This is a genomic window from Saccharothrix hoggarensis (assembly GCF_052936025.1).
The window spans coordinates 5,087,404-5,111,128 of sequence record NZ_CP193624.1 but is presented as its reverse complement, the minus strand read 5'-3'; the positions used below and the strand labels follow the sequence as shown (position 1 = coordinate 5,111,128).

21 protein-coding genes are annotated in these 23,725 nt (G+C 73.6%); 14 read left to right on the top strand and 7 right to left on the bottom strand.

All coding sequences use genetic code 11. From position 1 onward, the window contains the following. Positions 1-26 precede the first annotated feature (26 nt). Positions 27-194 (bottom strand): hypothetical protein, encoded by a 168-nt coding sequence (locus tag ACRAKH_RS22860; protein WP_380727515.1) that lies wholly within the window; start codon positions 192-194, stop codon positions 27-29. A 208-nt stretch (positions 195-402) separates the two neighbouring features. On the opposite strand from ACRAKH_RS22860, the gene ACRAKH_RS22855 reads away from it, so the two are divergent. The 5 genes from ACRAKH_RS22855 to ACRAKH_RS22835 all read left to right on the top strand — a co-directional run bounded on the left by ACRAKH_RS22855 (position 403) and on the right by ACRAKH_RS22835 (position 6,187). Further along, positions 403-864: an Hsp20 family protein gene (locus ACRAKH_RS22855; protein WP_380727517.1), complete on the top strand. Its 462-nt coding sequence runs from the start codon at positions 403-405 to the stop codon at positions 862-864. A gap of 663 nt (positions 865-1,527) precedes the next feature. Next, positions 1,528-3,177 (top strand): polyprenol phosphomannose-dependent alpha 1,6 mannosyltransferase MptB, encoded by a 1,650-nt coding sequence (gene mptB / locus ACRAKH_RS22850; RefSeq protein WP_447009266.1) that lies wholly within the window; start codon positions 1,528-1,530, stop codon positions 3,175-3,177. Beyond that, positions 3,170-4,414, top strand: coding sequence for a mannosyltransferase (locus tag ACRAKH_RS22845; RefSeq protein WP_380727521.1), 1,245 nt, complete (start codon positions 3,170-3,172; stop codon positions 4,412-4,414). Before mptB ends, ACRAKH_RS22845 begins: the two co-directional genes overlap by 8 nt. Positions 4,415-4,430: 16 nt before the next feature. Then, positions 4,431-5,654, top strand: a complete 1,224-nt coding sequence (locus ACRAKH_RS22840; RefSeq protein ID WP_380727523.1) for a glycosyltransferase 87 family protein — start codon at positions 4,431-4,433, stop codon at positions 5,652-5,654. Positions 5,655-5,734: 80 nt separating this feature from the next. Next, positions 5,735-6,187, top strand: coding sequence for a VOC family protein (locus tag ACRAKH_RS22835; RefSeq protein ID WP_380727524.1), 453 nt, complete (start codon positions 5,735-5,737; stop codon positions 6,185-6,187). A 200-nt stretch (positions 6,188-6,387) separates the two neighbouring features. Here ACRAKH_RS22835 and ACRAKH_RS22830 read toward each other — a convergent pair whose 3' ends face one another. Together ACRAKH_RS22830 and ACRAKH_RS22825 are read right to left on the bottom strand one after the other, a co-directional pair. Beyond that, complete coding sequence (locus tag ACRAKH_RS22830; RefSeq protein ID WP_380727526.1) at positions 6,388-6,996, bottom strand: class I SAM-dependent methyltransferase; 609 nt, start codon at positions 6,994-6,996, stop codon at positions 6,388-6,390. Between the two features lie 182 nt (positions 6,997-7,178). After that, positions 7,179-9,338 (bottom strand): esterase-like activity of phytase family protein, encoded by a 2,160-nt coding sequence (locus ACRAKH_RS22825; RefSeq protein WP_380727528.1) that lies wholly within the window; start codon positions 9,336-9,338, stop codon positions 7,179-7,181. A gap of 167 nt (positions 9,339-9,505) precedes the next feature. On the opposite strand from ACRAKH_RS22825, the gene ACRAKH_RS22820 reads away from it, so the two are divergent. Together ACRAKH_RS22820 and ACRAKH_RS22815 are read left to right on the top strand one after the other, a co-directional pair. Next, complete coding sequence (locus ACRAKH_RS22820) at positions 9,506-9,859, top strand: (2Fe-2S) ferredoxin domain-containing protein (RefSeq protein WP_380727530.1); 354 nt, start codon at positions 9,506-9,508, stop codon at positions 9,857-9,859. Positions 9,860-10,014: 155 nt separating this feature from the next. Beyond that, positions 10,015-10,380, top strand: a complete 366-nt coding sequence (locus tag ACRAKH_RS22815; protein WP_380729065.1) for a DUF1330 domain-containing protein — start codon at positions 10,015-10,017, stop codon at positions 10,378-10,380. Positions 10,381-10,395: 15 nt separating this feature from the next. On the opposite strand, the gene ACRAKH_RS22810 is transcribed toward ACRAKH_RS22815, so the two are convergent. Further along, entirely contained in the window at positions 10,396-12,078 is a 1,683-nt protein-coding gene (locus ACRAKH_RS22810) for a ribonuclease J (RefSeq protein ID WP_380729063.1), read from the bottom strand. A 9-nt stretch (positions 12,079-12,087) separates the two neighbouring features. After that, positions 12,088-12,501 (bottom strand): MerR family transcriptional regulator, encoded by a 414-nt coding sequence (locus tag ACRAKH_RS22805; RefSeq protein ID WP_380729062.1) that lies wholly within the window; start codon positions 12,499-12,501, stop codon positions 12,088-12,090. A 141-nt stretch (positions 12,502-12,642) separates the two neighbouring features. Here ACRAKH_RS22805 and ACRAKH_RS22800 point away from each other — a divergent pair, with 141 nt between their 5' ends. Next, complete coding sequence (locus ACRAKH_RS22800) at positions 12,643-14,253, top strand: peptide chain release factor 3 (protein WP_380729060.1); 1,611 nt, start codon at positions 12,643-12,645, stop codon at positions 14,251-14,253. A 5-nt stretch (positions 14,254-14,258) separates the two neighbouring features. On the opposite strand, the gene ACRAKH_RS22795 is transcribed toward ACRAKH_RS22800, so the two are convergent. Next, positions 14,259-15,299 (bottom strand): family 2 encapsulin nanocompartment cargo protein polyprenyl transferase, encoded by a 1,041-nt coding sequence (locus ACRAKH_RS22795; RefSeq protein ID WP_380729058.1) that lies wholly within the window; start codon positions 15,297-15,299, stop codon positions 14,259-14,261. Positions 15,300-15,452: 153 nt separating this feature from the next. Next, positions 15,453-16,631, bottom strand: a complete 1,179-nt coding sequence (locus tag ACRAKH_RS22790) for an ROK family protein (protein WP_380729056.1) — start codon at positions 16,629-16,631, stop codon at positions 15,453-15,455. Positions 16,632-16,867: 236 nt separating this feature from the next. Between ACRAKH_RS22790 and ACRAKH_RS22785 the strand changes: the two genes are divergently transcribed. From ACRAKH_RS22785 to ACRAKH_RS22760, 6 genes are read left to right on the top strand one after another with little or no spacing between them, the layout of a single operon-like run. Then, a complete protein-coding gene (locus ACRAKH_RS22785; protein WP_380729054.1) occupies positions 16,868-18,025 on the top strand; it encodes an inositol-3-phosphate synthase in 1,158 nt (385 codons plus the stop codon). After that, positions 18,022-18,876: an SCO3242 family prenyltransferase gene (locus ACRAKH_RS22780; RefSeq protein WP_447009265.1), complete on the top strand. Its 855-nt coding sequence runs from the start codon at positions 18,022-18,024 to the stop codon at positions 18,874-18,876. Before ACRAKH_RS22785 ends, ACRAKH_RS22780 begins: the two co-directional genes overlap by 4 nt. After that, complete coding sequence (locus ACRAKH_RS22775) at positions 18,873-20,282, top strand: EboA domain-containing protein (protein WP_447009264.1); 1,410 nt, start codon at positions 18,873-18,875, stop codon at positions 20,280-20,282. Before ACRAKH_RS22780 ends, ACRAKH_RS22775 begins: the two co-directional genes overlap by 4 nt. Further along, positions 20,282-21,139, top strand: a complete 858-nt coding sequence (locus tag ACRAKH_RS22770) for a TatD family hydrolase (protein ID WP_380730571.1) — start codon at positions 20,282-20,284, stop codon at positions 21,137-21,139. The genes ACRAKH_RS22775 and ACRAKH_RS22770 overlap by 1 nt, the downstream gene beginning before the upstream one ends. Next, the gene (gene eboE / locus ACRAKH_RS22765) at positions 21,136-22,248 is read left to right on the top strand and encodes a metabolite traffic protein EboE (protein ID WP_380730569.1); all 1,113 of its coding nucleotides are present in this window, start codon (positions 21,136-21,138) and stop codon (positions 22,246-22,248) included. The genes ACRAKH_RS22770 and eboE overlap by 4 nt, the downstream gene beginning before the upstream one ends. After that, positions 22,245-23,642 carry an alkaline phosphatase family protein gene (locus tag ACRAKH_RS22760; protein ID WP_447009263.1) on the top strand — a complete coding sequence of 466 codons (1,398 nt, stop codon included), beginning with the start codon at positions 22,245-22,247 and terminating at the stop codon, positions 23,640-23,642. The genes eboE and ACRAKH_RS22760 overlap by 4 nt, the downstream gene beginning before the upstream one ends. The last annotated feature ends 83 nt before the right edge of the window (positions 23,643-23,725 follow it).

Below are 23,725 nucleotides of genomic sequence, written 5' to 3'. Positions count from 1 at the left end.
CCGTCGTCCGCTTCCGCCGTGACCGGTCAGAGGGGCCGGTCGAACGGGGGTGCGGTCTGTTCGTCGTCGGTGGGCGATTCCGGGTCGCGCCACTCCTCGGCCCGACTCGGCCGGTTGCCGCGCAGCGTGCCTTCGAGCTCGTGCTTGAGTTCGTCGTCCCGGAGCGGGCCGTGCTTGTCGCTCTCCCGGTGCATGACCGGCGCCTCCTCCGCGCTCGTCGAGGGCTCGTGAGCCTTGCCCCGGTGGAATACCCCGGTGCGTTCGGGTGAACCGCCGCTGCGCCGTTCACCGACCCGGCACCCCGCCGACCACGCAGCGCATTCACCCGTTCGTCGGAGCGTGCACAGGCCCTGGTGTGGGTATTTCCCAGGGTGACGTCCGGATAAACGGAAAGGGGACGTCGTGGTGGAGCGGCTGACGGTGTTGCGGCGCAACCCCTGCGCCGCGGCGGAATCGTGCTCGGCGACGGACCCCGTCGGCGAGATGGACCTGTGGTGGGACCGGATCGGCCGCACGCTGGGCCGCGACTGGGACGTGACCACCGCGGACGAGTGTCCCCTCACGGTGGAGGTCGCGGTCACGGAGCACGCGTACTTCTTCGCCACGCTGATCACCGACGTGCGGCGGGACGACGTCCGGGTCGAGGTCCGCGACCAGGACGTGCGGCCGGACGGGACGCCGGCGAAGCGGGACCGCGTCGGCATCACGGTGCGGCCCACCGGCTCGCCGCAGCGCTTCCACTACTGCGCGACCGTGCCCACCGGGGTGGACGTGGACGGCATCGACGCGTGGTTGCTCGACGGCCTGGTCGTCGTCCGGGTGCCGATCGGCCACGTCGGGGAGGCACCCGCGCCGGGTTCGTGAGAAGGCTTCGTGAAACGAGGTCACGTTTTACCGCGCGCCGATCCGGGTAACGCACGAGGCGGGGACCGCAGACGAACCGGGAGGGGGCATGGCCGCGACGCGCGGGCCGCGGGCGAGCCCGGCGGCGTCAGTCCGGTGAGTGGTCGCACTTCCGGATGAAATGTCCACTTCGGGCCTGAATCCACTCTCCCGAGCGCATTCGCGACACGAGTGCGTCGTGTGTGCGGCAGCGACCTGCGGAGGCGACGAAGAGTCCGATAGAGACGAAACTCACCGTAACTCCGCACTTCAGTCTTACGAGTGCGTTAAGTGCGTTGTCTCTGCTTGCGAACTCAACAGAGAGTGATGATGGGACGAGGGGAGGGGCGTGCGCCGCGATGGTTGCTTCCCAGTGGGAATCGTCACATAGCACGGTAACGAGACGGCCAAATAGGCGGTTCCCGACCAACGGTGGTAGCTGATCGTGCCAACATTGCTGATCGTGGCCTCTCTCGTCCTTGAACCCCGCGATGCCGGTGATGTCGTCGACGGCAGGCGCGGTAGACGCGGACGAGGACCGAACACAAGACCGATGAGGTGGGTCTGGCTGTGACCGCTGAGGTGAGCGGAAGTAGCGAACGGACGGACGTCCTGACTCGCAACGCAGGCGCTTGGGCGGCAGTCGTGCGGCAGGTTCCCGCACGGGTGCTGCGACTCGGTGCACTCGGTGCGTTGCTGATCACGGTCGGCGGCATGGGCGCGGGCGCGGTGCTCCGGCGCGACCCGCTGCTGAGCGGCACCTTCCTGAACGCGGTGCGGTACGGCCACGGCCGTGACCTCGCGACCGCCGTCGTCTTCGCCGGGGTGGCGCTCCTCGTCTACTCCTGGGTCAAGCTCGGCCGCATGGTGCGCGCCGGCGAGGTCGGCGGGCGCGGCGTGGTGCTAGCCGCCGCCGCCTGGACCGCGCCCCTGATCATCGCCCCGCCGCTGTACAGCCGGGACGTCTACAGCTACCTCGCGCAGGGCGCCGTCCTGCTGCGCGGGTTCGACCCGTACACGACCGGCGCGTCGGCGCTGACCCTGCCGCTCGGCGGCAACGTGGCGTCCCTCTGGCAGGACACGCCGTCGCCCTACGGGCCCCTGTTCCTGCTGCTCGCCAGCTCCGTCGTGGCGGTGACCGGCGACAACGTCATCATGGGCGCCGTCCTCATGCGGCTCGCCGTGCTCGGCGGGCTGGTGCTGCTCGCCTGGGCGACGCCCGGCCTGGCCCGGCACCTCGGCGGCCGCACGTCGGTCGCGCTGTGGCTGACGGTGGCCAACCCGTTCGTCATCGCGGTCGGCATCGGCGGCGCGCACAACGACATCCTGATGGTCGGCCTGATGGCGGTCGGCGTGCTCATGGTCCTCGACCGCAAGCACGTGCTCGGCATCGCCGTGATCGCCCTGGCCGCCGCGGTGAAGGCCACGGCGGTCCTGGTCGTCCCGTTCCTGGTGTGGGTGTGGGTGGCCCGGATGTCCGGCCCCGCCCGCCAGCGGTTCTTCAAGGCGTGCGCCGTGGGCGGCGTCGCGTTCGTCGGGGTCTTCGCGCTGTCCACGCTCGCCGCCGGGGTCGACCTGGGCTGGATCAACGTGCTCCAGAGCCAGACCCCGCTGCTGACGTGGATGTCGCTGCCCTGCGCCGCGGCCGAACTGCTCTACCACTCGGTCGGGCGTCACGTCCCGGGCGCCACGTACGAGGGCTTCCTCGGCTTCTTCCGGACGGCGGGGGTGTACGTCCTCGGCGTCGTGCTGGTCCGGCAGTGGTGGCTGGCCCGCGCGGGCGGCGTGGACGCCGTGCGGCGCGCCGCGATCGCCCTGCTGGCCGCCTCCGTGCTCGCGCCGTCGGTGCTGCCGTGGTACTTCACCTGGGCGTTGGCGCTCGCCGCCGCGTTCGCCTGGAAGGACCGCTGGCTCGCCGTCGCGGCGGGCGTCTCGGTCTGGATGGTCCTCGTCACGCTCCCCGACGGCACGATCGTCGCCCGGTGGCACTACGGTTCCATGAGCCCGGTCGTGTGGTGGCCCTACCTGGCCGTCACGGTGCTGGTCGGCGTGTGGGTGGGCCGGTCGCTGCTGGAACGCGAGCCCGTGTGGTCGCTGCTCGCGGACCTGCGGGCGCGGTTCACCGAGTCGGTCCGCCAGGCCAGGGCCGCCGAGCAGGGCCGGTTCGACCACGAGGCGTGGGCCGTGATCGACGCCGAGGGCCGGGCCGAGGCCAAGGACGCGGCGAAGGACGAGCACGACGTGGCGGGTGAGCCGGACGTGGCGGGGAAGCAGCGCGGGAGCACGGGTGGTTGAGCGGTTCGAGCAGCGGGTGCTGAGGTTCGCGCCGCTGGTGCTGTGCCTGTCGCTGGGCTGGTACGCCTGGCGACTGGGCGCTCCGACCGGCTGGGGCATGATCGACCTCAAGGTCTACTGGAGCCTCGCGCCCAACCTGCTGACGGACCAGCTCTACACGATCGACATGCCGTTCACGGCGGACTTCCCGCTGCCGTTCACGTACCCGCCGTTCGCGGCCGTGCTGTTCCTCCCGCTGTCGTGGCTGCCCTGGGTGGTCGCGCGGGTGGCGTGGCAGGTGCTGTCCCTGGTCTGCCTCTGGTGGCTGGTCCGGACGGCGTTGTCGCTGGTCGCGGCCAGGTCGGGCCAGCGGTTCGACGGCACCTGGTCGCGCCGCGCGATGGTGTGGACGGCGCTGGCGCTGTGGTGCGAGCCGGTGCGCAAGACGCTGGACTTCGGGCAGATCAACCTGGTGCTGATCGCCGGCACGTTCGCCGCGATGGTCGCTGCCCGGCAGCTGGTGGCGGGCTTCGGCGTCGGCGTCGCCGCGGGCCTGAAGCTCACCCCCGCGATCTCGGTGCTGTACTTCCTGGTCACCCGGCGGTTCCGCGCGGCGCTCTGGACGGGCGTCGGCTTCGCGTTCACCGTCGCGGTCGGCTTCGTCGCCTCCGCCGCCGATTCGTGGCGCTACTGGTTCGAGCTGCTCGGCGCGGCCGACCGGGTCGGCCCGGTCGGGTCCGCGATCAACCAGTCGTTGCGGGGCGCGCTGTCGCGGACCCTCGGCCACGACGTCGAGATGACGTGGCCGTGGTTGCTCGCGGTCGCCGTGTCCGCCGTGCTCACCGGGTTCGCCCTGCGCGCCACCGTGCGTGCCGGGGACACGCTGGCCACCGTGGTCGCCGTGCAGCTGTTCGGGCTGCTGCTCTCGCCGATCTCGTGGAGCCACCACTGGGTGTGGGTGATCCCGCTGGTCCTGTGGGCCGTCCACGGCGCGCGCCGGTCGTGGCCCGTGCTCGCCGTCGCCGCCGCGTGGGTCGTCGTGACCGGCGCGGACCTCATCACGTTCCTGATCGACCAGCAGCCGACCATCTGGGAGATCCCCCGGCCGTGGCCGCTGGCCGCGCTCGGCTGGTGCTACCCGCTGCTCGGCCTGCTGACCCTCGCGGTGATGCCGACGGCGGTGCGCGCCGCTCCCGGCGAGCCGGTCGGCGGAACGCCGCTCACCACGACGTCGAAGGCCGAGCCCAGTGTCACCTGAACCGTCCCCGCCTGCCGTGCGCGTGCTCGTGAACGTGGAGCGGTGGCTGCTGGTCGCGGCGCCGGTGCTGCTGGTGGCGTCCATCCTCGGCCGCACGTGGACCATCGTCACCGGGTTCGGCAACGAGACGATCGACCTGTACGTGTACTGGGCGCTCGCGCCGCACGTGCTCAGCGGCGACCTCTACGACGTCACGTCGCCGAACTCGCCGCCGGACTTCCCGCTGCCGTTCACCTACCCGCCGTTCGGCGCGCTGGTGTTCCTGCCGATGACGTGGCTGCCGTGGGTCGCCGCGCAGTGGGTGCTGCGGCTGCTGTCCGGGCTGTGCCTGTACTGGATGGTGCGCGTCGCGCTGCGCCTCGTGGCCGGCGACGGCTGGACCGAGGCCGCCGCGGTGTGGCGGCGTCGCGCGCTGCTGTGGACCGCCGTGCTGCTGTGGATGCAGCCCGTGGTGCACACGTTCGACTTCGGGCAGGTGAACCTGCTGCTGGCGGCGGTCGTGCTGGGCGCCATGACGGCCCGCGACCAGCGGTGGGCGGGCGCCGGGATCGGGCTGGCGGCGGGCGTGAAGCTCGTGCCGGCCATCTCCGGGCTGTACTACCTGGTCACGGGCCGGATCGCGGCGGCCGTGTGGTCGGTCGTGGCGTTCGCCGTGAGCGTCGGCCTCGGCTTCCTGGTGGACCCGGCGCAGGCCAAGCACTACTGGTTCGGGTTGCTGGGCGACGCGAGCCGGGTCGGCCCCGTCGCCACCGCGCACAACCAGTCGTTGCGGGGCGCGTTGTCGCGGACCCTCGGCTACGACGTCGAGATGACGTGGCCGTGGGTGGTCGCGGTGGTCGTGTCCGCGGTGCTCGCCGGGTTCGCGCTGCGGGCCGCGGTGCGGGCGGGCGACGTGCTGATGGGCGTGCTGGTGGTGCAGCTCCTCGGGCTGCTGCTCTCGCCGATCTCGTGGGACCACCACTGGGTGTGGATCGCGCCGCTGCTGATCTGGCTGGTGCACACGAAGATCACGCCGTGGGTGCGCGGCGCGCTGCTGGTGCTGTGGTGCCCGATCATGTTCTGGGACGTGATCGCGTTCCAGCTCGACCGGCAGCCGACGATCTGGACCATCCCGAGGCCCGGCTACCTGTCCGCCATCGGCTGGGCGTACCCGGCGCTGGCCCTGCTCACGCTGGCCGCAGTCCCGTTCGTGGCGAAGGCGGTCCGGCGGGAGCCGGCGACCGCGTCACTGGCCGGTTAGGTCGTCGCCCAGGTCGTTGTGGCTTGCGGCCGGAGTGGACGTCGGGCGCGAATGTCGGACCCCTGGGCTATACAACCGACATGGCATTGAGTTGGAAGCTGGTCATCGACAGCACGAACGCGCCCGTCCTCGCGGACTTCTGGGCCGCGGCACTGGAGTACGAGGTGGAGGACCCCAGCCCGCTCATCGAGCAGCTGCTCGCCGCGGGGCACCTCGGGGAGGAGGCGGTCGTGGACCACAACGGCCGCAAGACGTTCCGCGGGTACGCCGCGATCCGCCACCCCGAGGACCCGTTCGACGAGGTGAGCGGTATCGGGCGCGGGCGGCGGGTGCTGTTCCAGGACGTGCCGGAGCCCAAGTCCGGCAAGAACCGCCTGCACATCGACGTCCACAGCGGACCCGAGGGGCGGGATGCGCTGGTGGCGCGGCTGGAGGGCTTGGGCGCGACCCGCGTCCGCGAGGTCGACCAGGGGCCGGCCGGGCACTGGTGGGTCATGCGCGACCCCGAGGGCAACGAGTTCTGCGCGGTGTAGCCAGGTCTGGCTCGGCGTGGCCCACGCCGCCGCGCTCGGGCCGGGCCGGTGTCGGCTCGCTGCCGCGCGCTGCGTTGGGCTGGTCTCGGGCCGGTGCCGCGCTCGGGTCGGGCCGGTGTCGGGCCGGTGTCGCGTGCTGAGTCGGGCCGGTGTCAGGCGCGGTGGCGCGGGGTCGGGGCGCGGCCGTTACTTGACGGCGGCTACTTGACGGCGGCGAGGCGTTCGACGGTGCCGAGCTTCAGGCGTTCCCGGCGGCGGACGGTGAAACCCGCCTGCTCCACCAGGGGGAGGGGGCGGCGGGTCTGATGGTCGCCGATCATCCGCAGCGTCAGCCGTTCCAGCAGGCGTTGCCCGAAGAGGATCACCCGGTGGTGGCTGCCGACGTGGTCGAGCAGGAGGAGTCGGCCGCCGGGCCGGAGCACGCGGTGCATCTCGTGGATCGCGGCACGGTCGTCGGGCACGCCGCACAGCCCGAGCGTGCAGACCACCGTGTCGAAGTGGGCGTCGGGGAACGGCAGGGACTGGGCGTCGCCCTCGACCAGCGTGACGTCACGGCCGAGGTGGTCGGCGCGGGCGCGGGCCTGGGCGAGCATGCCGGGGCTGAGGTCCAGCCCGGTCAGGCGCACGTCGGAGGGGTAGTGGGGGAGGTTCAGGCCGGTGCCGATGGCCACCTCCAGCACGTCGCCCGCGGCCTGCGTGCACACCCACTCGCGGCCGCCGCCGAACTGGACCTTCTCGAACACGCCGATGTCGCGGTCGTACCGGTGCGCGTACTCGTCCCACTTCCCGCGCAGTTCGGCCTGGTCCACCGGTGCCTCCCGTTCGAGGTCGCCCGCGCGCCCCGGTCGGGGTGACCGGCGGTGGCGCCAGGCCACCGCGGGGACGAGCGGCGACAGCATGGCACGCGGAGCGATCTTCGCAAGTCGAGCGCCGACACCGCGCGGGGGGTGACCACGCGACCGCGGTCGCGTGGTCACCCCCCGCCGCGTGACTAGCGGATCCAGCCGAGGCGCAGGAACACGGACTCGCCGGGCGCGTCGTCCAGCCCGTCGTTGTCGACCACGCCGACCAGGCGGCGCAGCCGGCCGTCGCCGACGACCGCCAGGCCCTCCGGCTTGTCGTGCGCCGCGCCGCCGCCCGCCGTCAGGGCGGGGAGCAGGTCGCGTGCCTCGACCTTGGCCACCAGCGGCTTGGGCAGGCCGGCGGCGACGGGGGCGAGCCCGGAGATGTCGACCCGGTAGACCTTCTTGGTGGTGGCCGCGTCGCCGCGCTGGTTGTCGCGCTCCAGCACGAGCAACGTGCGGTCGTCCAGCGCGGTCACCTCGGACAGGCCGACCCAGCCGCCCGCCGGCGCGGCGTCGAGCGGGTAGGCCGCGAACGCCCACTCGCCCGTCGCGGGGGTGAAGCGGGCCAGGGTCGCCTGTCCCGGCCGGTCGGCCTTCCACTCCCGCTGCACGGCCAGCCACACCTGCTCACCGGCCCCGCGGCCGGTGGTGGTGACGCCCTCGAAGCCGTTACCGGTCGCGGTCGCGGCCACGGCGGCGGGCAGGGGCACCTCGCGGACGACCTCGCCCGACCCGGCCACCTCGACCAGGAGGTTCGGCCGCTGCTTGCCGTCGCCCTCGGCGGCCAGCCAGTACCCGCCGTCACGGCGCGCGGCGACGCCCTCGCCGTCGTAGCCCACCGGCTGCCCGCCCTTGGTCACGACCAGCTCGGCGTGGACGCGGGCGGGCGCGGACCGGGTGTCGATCGTCAGCACGCGCGTCGGGTGGTACGCCGAGTCGGTCACGGCGACGACGTCGCGGTCGTTGCCGGGAACGCCCGACAGCCCGGACAGCGCGCCGAAGCCGATGCCGTCGGACACGATCGACGGCGCGCCCTCGTTGCGGGCCAGGGCGACGGGCAGCGGCGTGCGGGTGAGGCGGTAGGACGAGAGGGACGACCGGACGCCGTCCTCGGCGGAGTCCTCCTCGGCGGACACGACGAGCGTGCCGGTCGCCGGGATCGGCAGCAGGCCCTCCGGCGCGACCCCGGTCGGCAGCAGCTGGCGGAGGCGGGGCCGGCGCGGGTCGTTCACGTCGTACACCGCGACCAGGTTGGCGCGTTCGAGGCCGACGAACGCGTACCGGTCACGCCCGAAGGTGGCCACGGCCAGGCCCTCCGGCTCGACGCCCTTGTTGTCCGAGCGGCCGTCGGGGTACTGGCCCTGGCGGACGGCGGCCTGCTGGAGCTCGGCGCCCGACGAGAACACGACCTGGCCGGACGCCGCGTCGAACACCGTCCACGTGCGCGACCCGCCCCGGTAGTCGCCCTCGTCGGCGGTGCCCAGCGTGCGGTCGTCCAGCCACGCCACCGCGTCCGGCTCGCGCGCCGCGGTGATCGTCGCGGTCGGGGCGATCCGGCCGTCGTCGGCGACGTCCACGCCCGCGACGGTCGCCGAACCGGCGGAGAAGTGGTTCACCACGGTCCCGGACGGCAGGTCCACGACCACGACGTGGTTGTTCTCCTGCAACGTCACGGCCGCCCGGCCGCGGCCGTTGACGCTGACGTACTCCGGCTCGGGGTCGTCCGGCGCGACCTCGGCGAGCCCGGTGAGCGCGACCCGGCGCACGGTCCACGCGGTCGGGGCGCCGGTCAGGTCGACGACGGCCAGGAAACCCGCCGGCGCCTGGGGGAGCGCGCCGTCGGCGACGTCCTCGTCGCGCTCGTTCTCGACGGCCACGGCGGCGTGGCGTCCGTCGGGGGAGACGTCGATCGAGTCCGGCTGCCCGCCGAGGTCGTGCGCGGCGACGACGGCCCGGGTGTCGAGGTCGACCACCACGAGCACGCCGGACGGCGAGGTGAACGACGCGGAGGTGTTCACGGCGACCAGCGCGAGCCGCCCGTGGACGTCCACCGACGTCGGCTCGCCCGGCATGGCGAGCACGCCCTCGGGCTGCAGGCGACCGTCCCGGCCGACCGAGGCGAACCCGATCCGCCCGGCCGGCGAGTCGGTGTAGACGACGGTCCGGCCGTCCGGCGTCGCCGCCGCGATCTCGGCGGCGGTGTGCTCGGCGGCCGAGCTGTTGCGGAACACGGGCAGGGTGTCGACCCGTTGGAACCGGTCGGGCGGGGTGGCCGCCGCGGTGGCCGGCAGGAGCGACAAGGTCACCCCGCACACCGCGAGAGCTGCGAGAAGACGGACTGGACGGGTCATGGGGACTCCAACCTCGACGACGGCGCGCGCTTTGTAGCCCACCGAGGCGTCGCCGGGGTGAACGGCGGGTGGCGGGTGACCGAGTAGGTTCTCCGCGGTAACCGCGCGCGCAGGGAGTCCGGGTGTCCGATTCGAGCAAGGTGACCGTCTGTCGGGGCTGCTGCTGCGGCACCGCCGAGAAGCACCCGGACGTCGACCACGTGCGGCAGCTGCGCCGGTTCCGGGAAGGCGCGGGGCCGCGGGCCGTCACCGTGGCGAACTGCCTCAGCTCGTGCGAGTCGTCCAACGTCGTGGTGGTGCGGCCGGCGCGGGGCGTCGGGGCGCGGCCGGTGTGGTTGGGCGGGGTGTTCACCGACGAGGCGGTGGACCACATCCTCGGCTGGGTCGCGGCGGGCGGTCCGGGGCGGGCCGAGATGCCGGCGGGCCTCGCGGACCACCTGATCGAGCGCCCGGCCGACGACAGCGCGGCTAGCTGACCCGGTCGGTCACGGCGCGCCGACGGCCGGGCCGACTCCGCCGCACCGGTCGGCCCGGCCGTCGGCGCGCCCCAGCTGTGCGGCAGCCGTGCGGGACGGCCGGGCTGGTGGACCCACCGATGCGGAACCGGCCGCCCGCCACCCATGCTGACGGCATGGCTGTCGATCCACGTGGTGCGGACTTGAAGCGGCTGCTCGCCGAGGACCCGGGCGGGCCGGTGGTCATGCTCAACCTGCTCCGGTTCGCCGAGGGCGGCCGGGCGTCGTACGAGCAGTACGCGCGGCGCCTGCGCGAGACGTTCCTGCCCCGCTACGGCGGCGAGATCGTCTACGCGGGCGCCGGCTCCACGGCCCTGGTCGCCGAGGACGGGCAGAGCTGGGACGCGGTGGTGGTCGTCCGCTACCCCGACCGGGCCTCGTTCAGCCGCATGGTCGCCGACCCGGAGTACCAGGAGGTGACCCGCCTGCGCACGGAGGCGCTGAGCGAGGCGGTGCTCCAGGCGACGGTCCCCTGGACGTGAGCCGGGGTACCGGCCCTACGCCTCGATGACCACCGGGATCACGACCGGGCGGCGGCGGTAGGCGCGCTGCGCCCACATCTGCACCTCGCGGCCGATGAGCCGTTCCAGCTCCACCAGGTCCGTGACGCGGCGCTCGCTCGCACCGGCCAGGGCCTTCTCGATGGCCGACGTCGCGGGTCGGAACGTGGTGTCGTCGTGCTCGAAGCCGTGCGCGATGTAGTCCGGCTCCTCGCTGAGCCGGCCCGTCTCGATGTCGATGATCGCGACGACCGTGATGACGCCTTCCTCGCCGAGGGTGCGGCGCTGGGCCAGCGACACCTCGGTGACCCCGCCCACGGTCTGCCCGTCGACGTAGATGTTCTCGATCGCGACCTTGCCGGTGACGTGGACGCGGCCCTCGTGCAGGTCGACGACGTGGCCGTTCGCGGCGATGGGCACCCGGGCGCGGTCCACGCCGGTGCTGATGGCCAGCTCGGCGTTGGCCCTCAGGTGGCGCGCCTCGCCGTGCACCGGCAGGACGTTCGCCGGCTGCACGATGTTGTAGCAGTAGACCAGCTCGCCGGCGCTGGCGTGGCCGGACACGTGCACCTTGGCGTTGCCCTTGTGCACGACCTTCGCGCCGAGGTCGGTCAGGCCGTTGATCACCCGGTAGATGGCGTTCTCGTTGCCGGGGATCAGCGAGCTGGCCATCAGCACGGTGTCGCCCTCCTCGACCTGGATCGAGTGGTCGCCCGAGGCCATCCGCGACAGCGCGGCCATCGGCTCGCCCTGCGAGCCGGTGCAGACCAGCGTCACCTGCCGGGGAGGCATCCGGTCCATCCGCTTGACGTCCACGACGAGGCCGTCGGGCACCTTCAGGTAGCCCAGCTCGGTGGCCACGGCCATGTTGCGGACCATCGAGCGGCCGACGAAGGCGACCTTGCGGCCGTGCTTGTGGGCGGCGTCGAGGACCTGCTGGATGCGGTGCACGTGGCTGGCGAAGCTCGACACGATCACCCGGCGCGGGGTGGTGCGGAACACCTCGTCGATCGCGGGCGCCAGGTCGCGCTCGGAGGTGGTGAAGCCGGGCACGTCGGCGTTGGTGGAGTCGACCAGGAACAGGTCGACGCCCTCCTCGCCGAGGCGGGCGAAGCCGCGCAGGTCGGTGATGCGGCCGTCGAGCGGGAACTGGTCCATCTTGAAGTCGCCGGTGTGCAGCACCAGGCCCGCGGACGTGCGGATCGCGACGGCGAGGCTGTCCGGGATGGAGTGGTTGACCGCGAGGAACTCCAGGTCGAACGGGCCGCGCTCGAGCCGCCGGCCCTCCTTGACCTCGATCGTGACCGGCGTGATGCGGTGCTCGACGAGCTTGGCCGCGAGCAGGCTCAGGGTCAGCCGGGAGCCGACGACCGGCAGGTCGGGCCGTTCGCGCAGCAGGTACGGCACGCCGCCGATGTGGTCCTCGTGCCCGTGCGTGAGGACGACGGCGACCACGTCGGCCAGCCGGTCGCGGATGCAGCTCCAGTCGGGCAGGATCACGTCCACGCCGGGCTGGTGCTCCTCGGGGAACAGGACCCCGCAGTCGACGACGAGCAGCTTGCCCTCGTGCTCGAACACGGTCATGTTCCGGCCGATCTCACCGAGACCTCCCAGGGCGATGACCCGGAGGGCGTCGGGAGCGAGGACGGGTGGAGGGGTGTGGGTTCGAGCCGTGGTCACACTCTAACGTTACGTGAGAGTATCGACGGGCGAAACAGCGCCCCCGGCGGACCGGTGCGCGGGCAGGTGGGCGCGCAGGGTGGAGGCGAAGTCCTCGGCGATGCGGAGCTGGCCGCGCAGCTCGTCGCAGCGCTCCTCGGCCGCCGCGTGGAACTGCGCCAGGCGGTCCAGGTGCTCGTCGCGGTCGACGTCGTCGGCGGCGGACAGCGCGTCGAGGATGGCCAGCAGCTCGCGCATCTCCTCCAGCTGGAAGCCCAGCGGCTTCATGCGCTTGATCACGCCGAGGCGTTCCACGTCGGGCTCGGTGTAGAGGCGGAAGCCGCCCTGGCTGCGCGCGCTGGGCACCACGAGGCCGACCTCCTCGTAGTAGCGGATCGTGCGCAGCGACAGGCCGGTCCGGTCGGCCACCTCGCCGATCTGCATGTGTCCGCCCACAAGGTCCCTTCCGCTGTCGATCGGGAGCACCGCCGCGCCACGGGGTCGCGGGTCGCGGGCGCGGCAAAGGCTACCGTAACGTAAGGGTAAGATTCCGGGGTTGTCGTCGTCGAGCCCTGGAGAACGCGCATGACCGCCGCCGGTCCGGTGACCGCCTCGTCCGCCGACGTGCTGCGGGAGGCTGACCGCCGGCGCACGTTCGCGGTGATCAGCCACCCGGACGCGGGCAAGTCCACGTTGACCGAGGCGCTGGCGCTGCACGCCAGGGTGATCTCCGAGGCGGGCGCGGTCCACGGCAAGGCGGGCCGGCGCGGCGTGGTGTCGGACTGGATGGAGATGGAGAAGGCGCGCGGCATCTCCATCACCTCGGCCGCCCTGCAGTTCGCGTACGGCGACGCCGTGGTCAACCTCCTCGACACGCCCGGCCACGCGGACTTCTCCGAGGACACCTACCGGGTGCTGTCGGCCGTCGACTCGGCGGTGATGCTGCTCGACGCGGCCAAGGGCCTCGAACCGCAGACGCTGAAGCTGTTCGACGTGTGCCGCCACCGGGGCATCCCGGTGATCACGTTCGTCAACAAGTGGGACCGGCCGGGCCGGGACGCGCTGGCCCTGTGCGACGAGCTGGTGGAGCGGATCGGGCTGCAGCCCATGCCGCTGACCTGGCCGGTCGGCGTGGCCGGGCACTTCCGGGGCGTGCTGGACCGCCGGGACGGCGACTTCATCCGCTACTCGCGCACCGCGGGCGGCGCCACGGCCGCCGGCGAGGAACGGCTCGACCCGGCGCGAGCCGAGGCCGAGGAGGGTCCGGAGTGGACGCGCGCGGTCGAGGAGGCCGAGCTGCTGGCCGCGTCGGGCGGCGACTTCGACCTGGCCCGGTTCCGCGACGCGACCGGGACGCCGGTGCTGTTCGGGTCGGCGGTGCTGAACTTCGGCGTGCGGCACCTGCTCGACCTGCTGGTGGAACTGGCGCCGCGACCCACCCCGCGCCCGGACGTCAACGCGCGGCCCCGCGCGCTGGACGCGCCCTTCTCGGCGTTCGTGTTCAAGGTGCAGACGGGCATGGACCCGTCCCACCGCGACCAGGTGGCGTTCGCCCGCGTCTGCTCGGGCGTGTTCGAGCGCGGCATGGTCGTCACCAACACCACCACCGGCAAGCCGTTCGCCACCAAGTACGTGCAGCAGGTGTTCGGGCAGCAGCGGTCCACTTTGGACGTCGCCTACCCCGGTGACGTCATCGGCCTGGTGAACGCCACCGCGCTGCGCGTCGGCGACACCCTGCACGCCGACCGGCGGGACGTGCGGTTCCCCGGCCTACCGAGCTTCGCGCCGGCCCACTTCGCGGTGGCGCGCCCGGCGGACCTGAGCCGGGCCAAGCAGTTCCGCAAGGGCATCGACCAGCTGGAGTCCGAGGGCGTGGTGCAGGTGCTGCGCTCGAACCGGCGCGGTGACGGCTCGCCGGTGTTCGCCGCCGTCGGCCCGATGCAGTTCGAGGTCGCGTCCCACCGGCTGAGCGCCGAGTTCAAGTCGCCGGTCCGGCTGGACCCGTTGCCGTACACCGTGGTGCAGCGGTTGGTCGACCCGGCGCAGCGGGCGTTGGTCGACGGCAACCGCAGCGAGGTGCTGACCCGTGCCGACGGCGCCGACCTGGCGTTGTTCGTGGACAACACCGCGCTCGGCGTGCTGCGCCGCCTGCACCCCGAGGTGGTGCTGGAACCGCTCGTCGCCGGCAACGGGTGACCGGGTCAGCGGTCGCGGCGCACGATCGCCTCGGCCAGGGCGGCGAGTTCCGCGCCCGCCCGCGGTGCGGGGTGGAGTGAGTCGAGGGCGCGCAGGGCTTCGGCGAGGAGCCGTTCCGCCTGCCGCTCGCTCCACGCCCGACCGCCGGCCGCCTCGACGAGCTCGGCCGCGCGCGCCTGCTCGGTCGGCGTCAGCGGGCCGTCCTGCCGGTACAGCTCGGCGAACTCGCGTCCCGCCGGCGTGCCGGACGCGAGCGCGGCGACCACGGGCAGGGACTTCTTGCGCGCCAGGAGGTCCGCGTGCACCGGCTTGCCGGTGACGGCGGGCTCGCCCCAGATGCCCAGCAGGTCGTCGACGTGCTGGAACGCCATCCCGAGGCGGTGCCCGAACATCCGCAGGCCCGCCACCCGGGTCGGGTCGCCGCCGCCGAACAGGGCGCCCAGGGCGCACGCGGTGGCCAGCAGTCCGGCCGTCTTGCGCTCCACCATCGCGAGGCACTCGGCCACGCCGACGTCGTGCCTGCGCTCGAAGGCGAGGTCGGTGTGCTCGCCCTCGACCAAGCCCTGCACGGTGGCGTTCAGCCGTCGCACGGCGGTCAGCGCTTCCGGGTGGCCGGAGTCGGCGAGCACGTCGAACGCCAGCGCCAGCAGCGCGTCACCGGTCAGCACGGCCGCGCCCACGCCGAACACGTGCCACGCCGCCGGTCGGTGCCGCCGGGTGCGGTCGCCGTCGAGGACGTCGTCGTGCAGCAGCGTGAAGTTGTGCACCAGCTCCACCGCCACGGCGGCGGGGGTGGCGGCGCCTGCCTCGCCGCCGACCGCTTCCGCCGCCAGCTGGGCGAGCACCGGGCGGATCGCCTTGCCGCCCGCCGCGTCGGTCGGCTCGCCGTGCTCGTCCCACCAGCCCAGGTGGTAGCCGGCGACGTGCCGGGTGGACGTGGGCAGGTCGTCGACGGCGGCCCGCAGCGCGGGGCCCACCACGGCGCGGCTCCACGCGGCGACCTCGTGCGGGGGTCGGGCACGGGTGTCGGCTTCGGGTGGCACCACGGCGTCTCCACGTCGGTGAGGTCGGGTGAGGGGGTCGGGCCAGGCGTCGGACCGGCGGGCTGACCGGGGTGTCGGTCCGGCGGGGCCGGGTCTGTGGGTGTCGGGTCAGGGTGGTCGGGCCGGGTGGGCGTCGGCCGGTTGCGGCGGGGCGGGTCAGGCGAGTTGGCGGTCCACCACGGCGGGCGACAGCACGTGCTGGACGACCATCGCCGCCGCGCCGAGCACGCCGCCGTCGTCACCGGCCTGCGACGGGACGATCCGCAGGTTCTCCGTGGCCAGCGGCAGGGAACGGCGGTAGATCGCCTCCCGCACGCCGGCGAGCAGCATCTCGCCCGCGAGCGCGACCGTGCCGCCGACGACGATCAGCGACGGGTTGAACATGCTCACGCACGCGGCAAGGACCTCGCCGATGTTGCGGCCCGCCTGCCGCACGACCTGGCCGGCTTCGAGGTTGCCGGACCGGACCAGGGTGACGACGTCGGAGCTGGTCCGCGCCTCGATCCCCTTGGCGCGCAACGAGGCCGCGATCGCGGCGCCGCTGGCGACCGCCTCCAGGCAGCCGTTGTTGCCGCAGCGGCACGGCACGTCGCCCGCGTTCGGGGCGAGGATGTGCCCGAGGTCGCCCGCCGCGCCGACGGAGCCGCGGTGCAGCTTGCCGTTGCTGATGAAGCCCGCGCCGATGCCGGTGGCGACCTTGACCACGATCAGGTGCTCGGCCTCGGGGAAGCACTTCGTGTGCTCGCCCAGCGCCATGAGGTTCACCTCGTTGTCCACCAGGACGGGCACGCCGAGTTCCGCGCCGATGCGGCCGGGCACGTCGTAGCCGTCCCAGCCGGGCATGATCGGCGGGTTGTTCGGCCGGCCGGTGGAGTGCTCGACCGGGCCGGGCAGGCCGATGCCGACGCCCGCCAGCCGCACCGACTCGAGGTCGCCCTCGGCGAGCAGCGACCGCCAGGCGGCGATCAGCCGGGGCAGCACGACGTCCGGGCCCTCGGCGATGTCCTGGTCGAAGCGGAGCAGCGCCAGCGGCGTGCTGGTCAGGTCGGTCACCGCGACGGTCGCGTGCGTCGCGCCCACCTCGGCGGCGAGGACGACCCTGGCCTTCGCGTTGAACACGAACCGGCCCGCCGGCCTGCCGCCGGTCGACGCCTCGCTCCCCCCGTCGCTGACCAGGCCCGCGTCGAGCAGCATGTCCAGCCTGGCCCGCACGGTCGACCGGGCCAGGCCGGTCACCGCGGTCAGTTCCGTGCGGGTGCGCGGCACGCCGTCGCGGAGGAGCCGCAACAGCTCTCCGGGGGAGGCGGTGCCGAGGGAGGGGACGTCGTCTTCCACCCCTCAATTGAACCAGAGTACTTACTCATTTGCCGTAATCCGCCGAAACCCGGCGGACTTTTGATTGACATCCGCCATTAGCCCTCCTAGCGTTCGCCGCATGACGCTGATCCACCTCACTCCCACGGCCGGGAGCAGGCGTGCCGAGCCCTTCTCCGGGGCCGCGTCGGTCGCGTGAGCGCTGCGCGGTAGCCGCTCGCTGGTCCGACGGTGAGGGTGGCGAAGGAGGGTGGCCAATGACGGACGAACCCACCGGGCTGTGGCTGATCGGGGCGCGGGGATCGGTCGCGACGACGGCGATCGGCGGGCTGGTGGCGCTGCGCGCGGGCCTGGCGCCGCCGACGGGGTGCGTCACCGAACGACCCGAGCTGGCCGGCGTCCCGCTGCCGGGCTGGGACGACCTGGTCGTCGGCGGGCACGACGTCGTCCAGACGCCGCTGGTCAAGCGGGCCGAGGCGTTGGCGGACAGCGGTGTGCTGCCGCACCGGCTCCTCGGGGCGGTCGCGGACGGGTTGACCGCCGCCGACGCCGAGATCAGGCCGGGCTACCACCCCGTGACGCACCGGGGCAGCCAGGCGGAGGCGGCGCGACGGCTCGCCGCCGACATCACCGCGTTCCGCGAGCGGCACGGCCTGGCGCGGGTCGTGGTGGTCAACGTGTCCTCGACCGAACCGCCGGCGCCGGCCACGCCCGAGCACGACGACCTGGCCGCGTTGGAGGAGGCGTTGGCCGATCCGGCGCGTTCGGTGCTGCCGCCCAGCTCGGTGGCCGCATACGCGGCGCTGAGCGCGGGTTGCCCGTTCGTGGACTTCACGCCGTCCACCGGCGTCGCGTTGCCCGCGCTGGACCAGCTCGCCCACCGGCAGCGGCTGCCGTACGCGGGCCGGGACGGCAAGACGGGGGAGACGTTGCTGCGCACGGTGCTCGCGCCGATGTTCACCGCCCGCGCGTTGCGGGTGCGGTCGTGGTCGGGCACGAACCTGCTGGGCGGCGGTGACGGCGCGACGTTGGAGGACCCGGCGCACGCGGACAGCAAGATCGCGTCGAAGGCACGCGGGCTCGCGGCGTTGCTCGGGGACGACGTCACCGCGCCGCTGCACATCGACAACGTCCCCGACCTGGGCGAGCGGAAGACCGCGTGGGACCACGTGTCGTTCGAGGGGTTCCTCGGCGCGCGGATGTCCCTCCAGCTCACGTGGACCGGTCTGGACTCGTCGCTGGCCGCGCCGCTCGTGCTCGACCTCGCCCGGCTGGTCGCCGCCGCGCACGCCGCCGGCGAGGTGGGCGCGTTGGGCGCGTTGGCGTTCTTCTTCAAGGACCCGCTCGGCAGCGACGAGCACCGGTTCGCCGAGCAGACCCGGGAGCTGTACCGGTGGGCGGGGGAGCTGGCGTGAGGGCGTACGCGGAGCTGGTGCGGGCCCCGGCCGCGTTGACGGTGCTCGGCGACACCCTCGCCGGAGCCGCCGCGGCCGGAACCGCGTTGCGGGGCAGGCGTTTGCTGCTGCCGTTGTCGTCGGTGGCGCTGTACTGGTCCGGGATGGCGCTCAACGACTGGGCCGACCGCGCGCTGGACGCCGTCGAGCGCCCGGAGCGCCCGATCCCGTCGGGCCGGGTGAGCCCCCGCGCCGCGCTGGGAACCGCCGTCGCCCTCAGCGCGGCCGGGCTGGGGCTCGCCGCGTGGGCGGGTGGCCGGGACGCGCTGGCCGTCGCCGTGCCGCTGGCCGTGGCGGTGTGGTCCTACGACACGGTCCTCAAGGACACCCAGGCCGGACCGCTCGCGATGGCCGCGTGCCGGGGGCTGGACGTCCTGCTGGGCGCGGGGCGCGCGCGGGCGGCGAGCGCGCTGCCCGCCGCAGCCGTCATGGCGGGCCACACCCTCGGCGTGACGGCGTTGTCGCGCGGCGAGGTCCGCGGCGCGTCACCGGGCACCGCGAGAGCCGTGCTCGGTGGCACCGCGCTGACCGCGTTGACGACGATCACGCGACCGGGCCGGACCTGGCGGCACCGGCTGGGAGCGCTCGCGGGAGCGGCCGCGTACGCCGTCACGGTGGGCCGCGCGCAGCTGGCCGCCGTGCGCGACCCCGGCGCGGGCACGGTCCGCTCGGCCACCAGGACCGGCATCCATGGCATGGTGCCGTTGCAGTGCGCGCTGGTGGCGCGGGGCGGTTCCCCGCGTGCCGCCGCCGCGCTCGCGCTCGTCCTGCCGCTCGCCCGCGCGTTGAGCCGGAAGGTGGGTCCCACATGACGTTCGCCCTCGGGTACGGCACGAACGGGTTCGCCAACCACCGGCTGGACGACGCGCTCGCGCTGATCGCCGACCTCGGCTACACCGGCGTGGCGCTCACCCTCGACCACCACCACCTCGACCCGTTCGCGCCCGACCTCGCGCGGCGGGTGGGCGAGGTCGCCGCGCGGCTCGACCGGCTCGGCCTCCGCGTCGTGGTGGAGACCGGCGCGCGGTACCTGCTCGACCCCGGCCGCAAGCACCACCCGACGCTGGTGAGCGACGAGCAGGAGGTGCGGGTCGACTTCCTGCTGCGCGCCGTGGAGGTCGCGGCCGACCTCGGCGCCGACTGCGTCTCCTTCTGGTCCGGGATCGTGCCGGACGGCGTGGCCGACGACGAGGCGTGGCGGCGGATGCGGTCCGGCGTCGCGGCGGTGCTGGAGGGCGCGGACCGGCACGGCGTGCCGCTGGGCCTCGAACCCGAGCCCGGCATGCTCGTCGAACGGCTCGACCAGGCGTTGCGGCTGCGCGCGGACCTCGGCTCGCCCGCCCGGCTCGGCATCACGCTGGACGTCGGGCACTGCGTCGCGGTCGAACCCCGGGACGCCGCCGCGTGCATCCGCCAGGCCGGTGACCTGCTGGTCAACGTGCAGCTGGACGACATGCGTCCCGGCGTGCACGAGCACCTGGAGTTCGGCGAGGGGGAGCTGGACCTGGCCGCCACGCTCGGCGCGCTGGACGAGATCGGGTACACCGGGCTCGCCGCCGTCGAACTGCCCCGCCACAGCCACGCCGCGCCGGACGTGGCACGTCGGGCGATGACCGCGTTGCGCGCCGCCCTGCCCAAGCCGTGGCTCGCCGACGCGGAACGGGCCGTGCGCGCCGACCCCGCGGCGATCCGCACCCTCTTCCCGGCCGCGGGGCGGGAGGTGGGCCGGGCGCCCCTGCGCGCCGCCGACCCGGACGGGCTCGTGCACGGCACCGCGGACGACGCCGCCCGCACCAGGCTGCTCGTCGCGCTGGCGTCCGCGACCGGCCCCGAGGAGCTGGCCGCCGAGCTGACCGCGCTCTACCGCTTCGGTGACGACGCGGAACGACGTGGCGTGCTGCGCGCGCTCGCCTCGGTCGGGGACGAGGTGCCGGCGGCCGGGGTCGAGCTGGTGAAGGACGCGTTGCGCACCAACGACACCAGGCTCGTGGCGGCGGCGCTCGGGCCGTTCGCCGCCGAACACCTCGACGCCCACGCCTGGCGGCACGGCGTGCTCAAGTGCCTGTTCCTCGACATCCCCCTCGCCGCCGTGGCCGGGCTCGACCGGCGCGTGGACGCGGAGCTCGTCCGCATGGTCCGCGCGTACGCCGACGAACGCCGTGCCGCCGGCCGCGCCGTGCCCGAGGACGCGTCGACCCTGCTGAGGAGCCACCCCTGATGCGCATCTTCGACCCGCACATCCACATGACCTCACGCACGACGGACGACTACGAGGCGATGCGCGCGGCCGGTGTGCGGGCGCTCGTGGAGCCGTCGTTCTGGCTGGGCCAGCCGCGCACGAACGTCGGGTCGTTCACCGACTACTTCGACGCGCTGATCGGGTGGGAGAGGTTCCGGGCCGGGCGGTTCGGCATCCGGCACCACTGCGCCGTCGCGCTCAACCCGAAGGAGGCCAACGACCCGCGCTGCGCCGGCGTCCTCGACGTCCTGCCGCGCTACCTGGCCAAGGACGGCGTGGTCGCGGTCGGCGAGGTCGGGTACGACTCGATGACGCCGGAGGAGGACGAGGCGTTCGCCCGGCAGCTCGAACTGGCCGTTCGGCACGGTCTGCCGGCGCTGGTGCACACCCCGCACCGGGACAAGGCCGCCGGCACGGCACGCACGCTCGACCTGGTCCGCGAGTCCGGTTTGCCGCCCGAACGGGTGCTCGTGGACCACCTGAACGAGACGACCGTGCGCGCCGTGGCCGATTCGGGGTGCTGGATGGGCTTCTCCATCTACCCGGACACCAAGATGGACGAGGACCGCATGGTCGCCATCCTGCGCGAGTACGGCACCGACCGCGTGCTGGTGAACTCGGCCGCCGACTGGGGCCGCTCCGACCCGCTCAAGACCCATCGCACCGGGCTGGCGATGCTCGACGGCGGCTTCGACGAGTCCGATGTGGACAAGGTGCTGTGGCGCAACCCGGTCGAGTTCTACGGGCAGAGCGGCCGGCTCATGCTGGACGACGAGCCTGACGCGTCGGCGGCGACGTTCGCCGGCAACTCGGTGCTGCGCGGTGAGCGCCCGTGACGCCGGTCGCGTACTGCACGAACGTCCACCCGGCCGAAGACCTCGACGGCGTGCTCGCCCAACTCGACCGGTACGCCGTGCGGGTGCGGGAGAACCTGGGCGTGGACACGCTCGCGCTGGGGTTGTGGTTGTCCGAGCCGGTCGCCCGCGGTCTCGCCGAGGACGTGGCGGCACGGCGGGGGTTGGCGGCCGAGCTGCGGGCCAGGGGTCTGGAGGTGAGCACGCTCAACGCGTTCCCGTACGGCGGGTTCCACGACGAGGTGGTCAAGCACTCGGTCTACGTGCCGCGGTGGACCGATCCGCGCCGCCTGTCGTACACGATGGCGTGCGCCACGGTGTTGGCCGACCTGTTGCCGGACACGGCGGCCTACGGCAGCATCTCGACGTTGCCGCTGGGGTGGCGGGAGCCGTGGACGAGCGACGACGACGCACAGGCGCGAGCCGCGTTCGACGTGGTGGCGCGGTTGCTGCGCGCGCAGGCGGCCCGGGACGGCAGACCGATCAGGCTCGCGGTCGAGCCGGAGCCGGGCTGCGTGCTGGACACCGTCGCCGACGCGGTGGGCTGGCTGGCCGACCGGGTGGACCACGACCACGTGGGGATCTGCCTCGATACCTGCCACCTGGCCGTGTCGTTCGCCGACCCGGTGGACGCGGTGAACACCATCCGCGCGTCCGGGCTCAAGATCGTGAAGGTGCAGGCGTCGGCCGCGCTGGAGGTCGCCGAACCGGGCACGGAGGAGGCACGGCGCGCCCTCGCCGCGTTCGCCGAGCCCCGCTACCTGCACCAGGTCAGGGAGAACGCGCCCACCGGTGTGCTGGCGGCCGACGACCTGCCCGAGGCGCTGGCGGATTTGCCGGCCGAGAACCCCTGGCGGGTGCACTTCCACGTCCCGCTGCACGCCCGGCCCGCCGCGCCCCTGCGGTCCACGACCGACGTGCTGTCGTCGGCCGTCGCGGCGGTCCGGTCCATTGCCGACGTCATGCCGCACGTGGAGGTCGAGACGTACACGTGGACGGTGCTGCCCGAACCCGTCGACGACCTGGCGGAGGGCATCGCCGCCGAGCTGCGCTGGGCGGCCGACCACCTCGTGAACGGAGTCGTGGCGTGAAACCGCTGGTCGTGATCGACGTCGTGGGCCTGACGCCGGCGCTGCTCCCGCACATGCCGAACCTCACCCGCCTGGGTCGCCGGGGGTGGCAGGCCGAACTGGGCACCGTGCTGCCCGCCGTGACGTGCAGTGTGCAGTCCACGCTGCTCACCGGGCTCACCCCGGCCCAGCACGGCATCGTCGGCAACGGCTGGTACTTCCGCGACCTCGGCGAGGTCCACCTGTGGCGGCAGCACAACCGACTCGTGCACGGCGAGAAGCTGTGGGAGACCGCCCGCCGCGCCCATCCCGGCTACACCGCCGCGAACATCTGCTGGTGGTACGCCATGGGCGCCTCCACCGACGTCACCGTCACCCCGCGCCCGATCTACCACGCCGACGGCCGCAAATCACCCGACGCCTACGTCCGCCCGCCCGCGCTGCACGACGAGCTGGTCGCCGAACTGGGCGAGTTCCCGCTGTTCCAGTACTGGGGACCCACGGCCGCGCTGCGCTCCAGCGAGTGGATCGTCGGCGCGGCCCGGCACGTGCTCGCCGCGCAACGCCCCGACCTCCTGCTGGTCTACGTGCCGCACCTGGACTACGACCTGCAACGGTTCGGCCCGACCGCGCCACAAGCCGCGCGGGCGGCAGCCGAGGTGGACGCCGCCCTCGCACCGCTGCTCACCGACGCGGAGACGGCCGGCGCCACGGTCGTCGCCCTGTCGGAGTACGGGATTACCGCCGCGCGCCGGCCGGTCGACGTCAACCGCGCGTTGCGCCGGGCCGGGCTGCTGGAGGTCTACACGCAGGCCGGCGGGGAACTGCTCGACCCGTGGACGTCGCGGGCGTTCGCGGTGGCCGACCACCAGATCGCCCACGTCTACGTCGCCGACCCGGCCGACCTCCCCCGCACCAGGGCCGTCCTCGCGGAACTGCCGGGCGTGGACCTCGTGCTGGACCGCGCGGCGCAGGCAGGCGTCGGCCTCGACCACCAACGCTCCGGCGAACTGGTCGCCGTCGCCGAGCCCGACGCCTGGTTCACCTACTACTACTGGCTGCACGACGACCACGCCCCGGACTTCGCCCGCGGCGTGGACATCCACCGCAAACCCGGCTACGACCCCGCGGAGCTCTTCTTCAACCCCGCCGACCCCTTCGCCAAGACCAAAGCCGGCCTCAACCTCGCACGCAAAAAACTGGGCCTGCGCTACACGATGAACGTCGTCCCGCTCGACCCGTCCTGCGTGCGCGGCACCCACGGCCGGCTGCCCGACCGCGCCCAGGACGGCCCGCTGCTGCTGTGCTCCGACCCCCACACACCCGACACCGTCGAACGCACCGGCCGGATCGCCGCCACCGACGTCCGCGACCTCCTCCTCAACCTCCAGGGCCTGCCCGTGCCCGGAACCTGAGCGGGAACGCCAACCCGTCCCTCCACGTCGAGCCCGGTGTGCCGGCCGCCGCGGTCGTAGCCGCCGCGGTCACCAGCCGGCTG

Excerpts from the sequence above, each read along its gene's own strand:
- ACRAKH_RS22860 (WP_380727515.1), bottom strand. The coding sequence starts at position 194 with ATGCACCGGGAGAGCGACAAGCACGGCCCGCTCCGGGACGACGAACTC.
- ACRAKH_RS22835 (WP_380727524.1), top strand. The coding sequence starts at position 5,735 with ATGGCATTGAGTTGGAAGCTGGTCATCGACAGCACGAACGCGCCCGTC.
- ACRAKH_RS22815 (WP_380729065.1), top strand. The coding sequence starts at position 10,015 with ATGGCTGTCGATCCACGTGGTGCGGACTTGAAGCGGCTGCTCGCCGAG.
- ACRAKH_RS22805 (WP_380729062.1), bottom strand. The coding sequence starts at position 12,501 with ATGCAGATCGGCGAGGTGGCCGACCGGACCGGCCTGTCGCTGCGCACG.
- ACRAKH_RS22800 (WP_380729060.1), top strand. The coding sequence starts at position 12,643 with ATGACCGCCGCCGGTCCGGTGACCGCCTCGTCCGCCGACGTGCTGCGG.
- ACRAKH_RS22785 (WP_380729054.1), top strand. The coding sequence starts at position 16,868 with ATGACGGACGAACCCACCGGGCTGTGGCTGATCGGGGCGCGGGGATCG.
- ACRAKH_RS22775 (WP_447009264.1), top strand. The coding sequence starts at position 18,873 with ATGACGTTCGCCCTCGGGTACGGCACGAACGGGTTCGCCAACCACCGG.
- ACRAKH_RS22770 (WP_380730571.1), top strand. The coding sequence starts at position 20,282 with ATGCGCATCTTCGACCCGCACATCCACATGACCTCACGCACGACGGAC.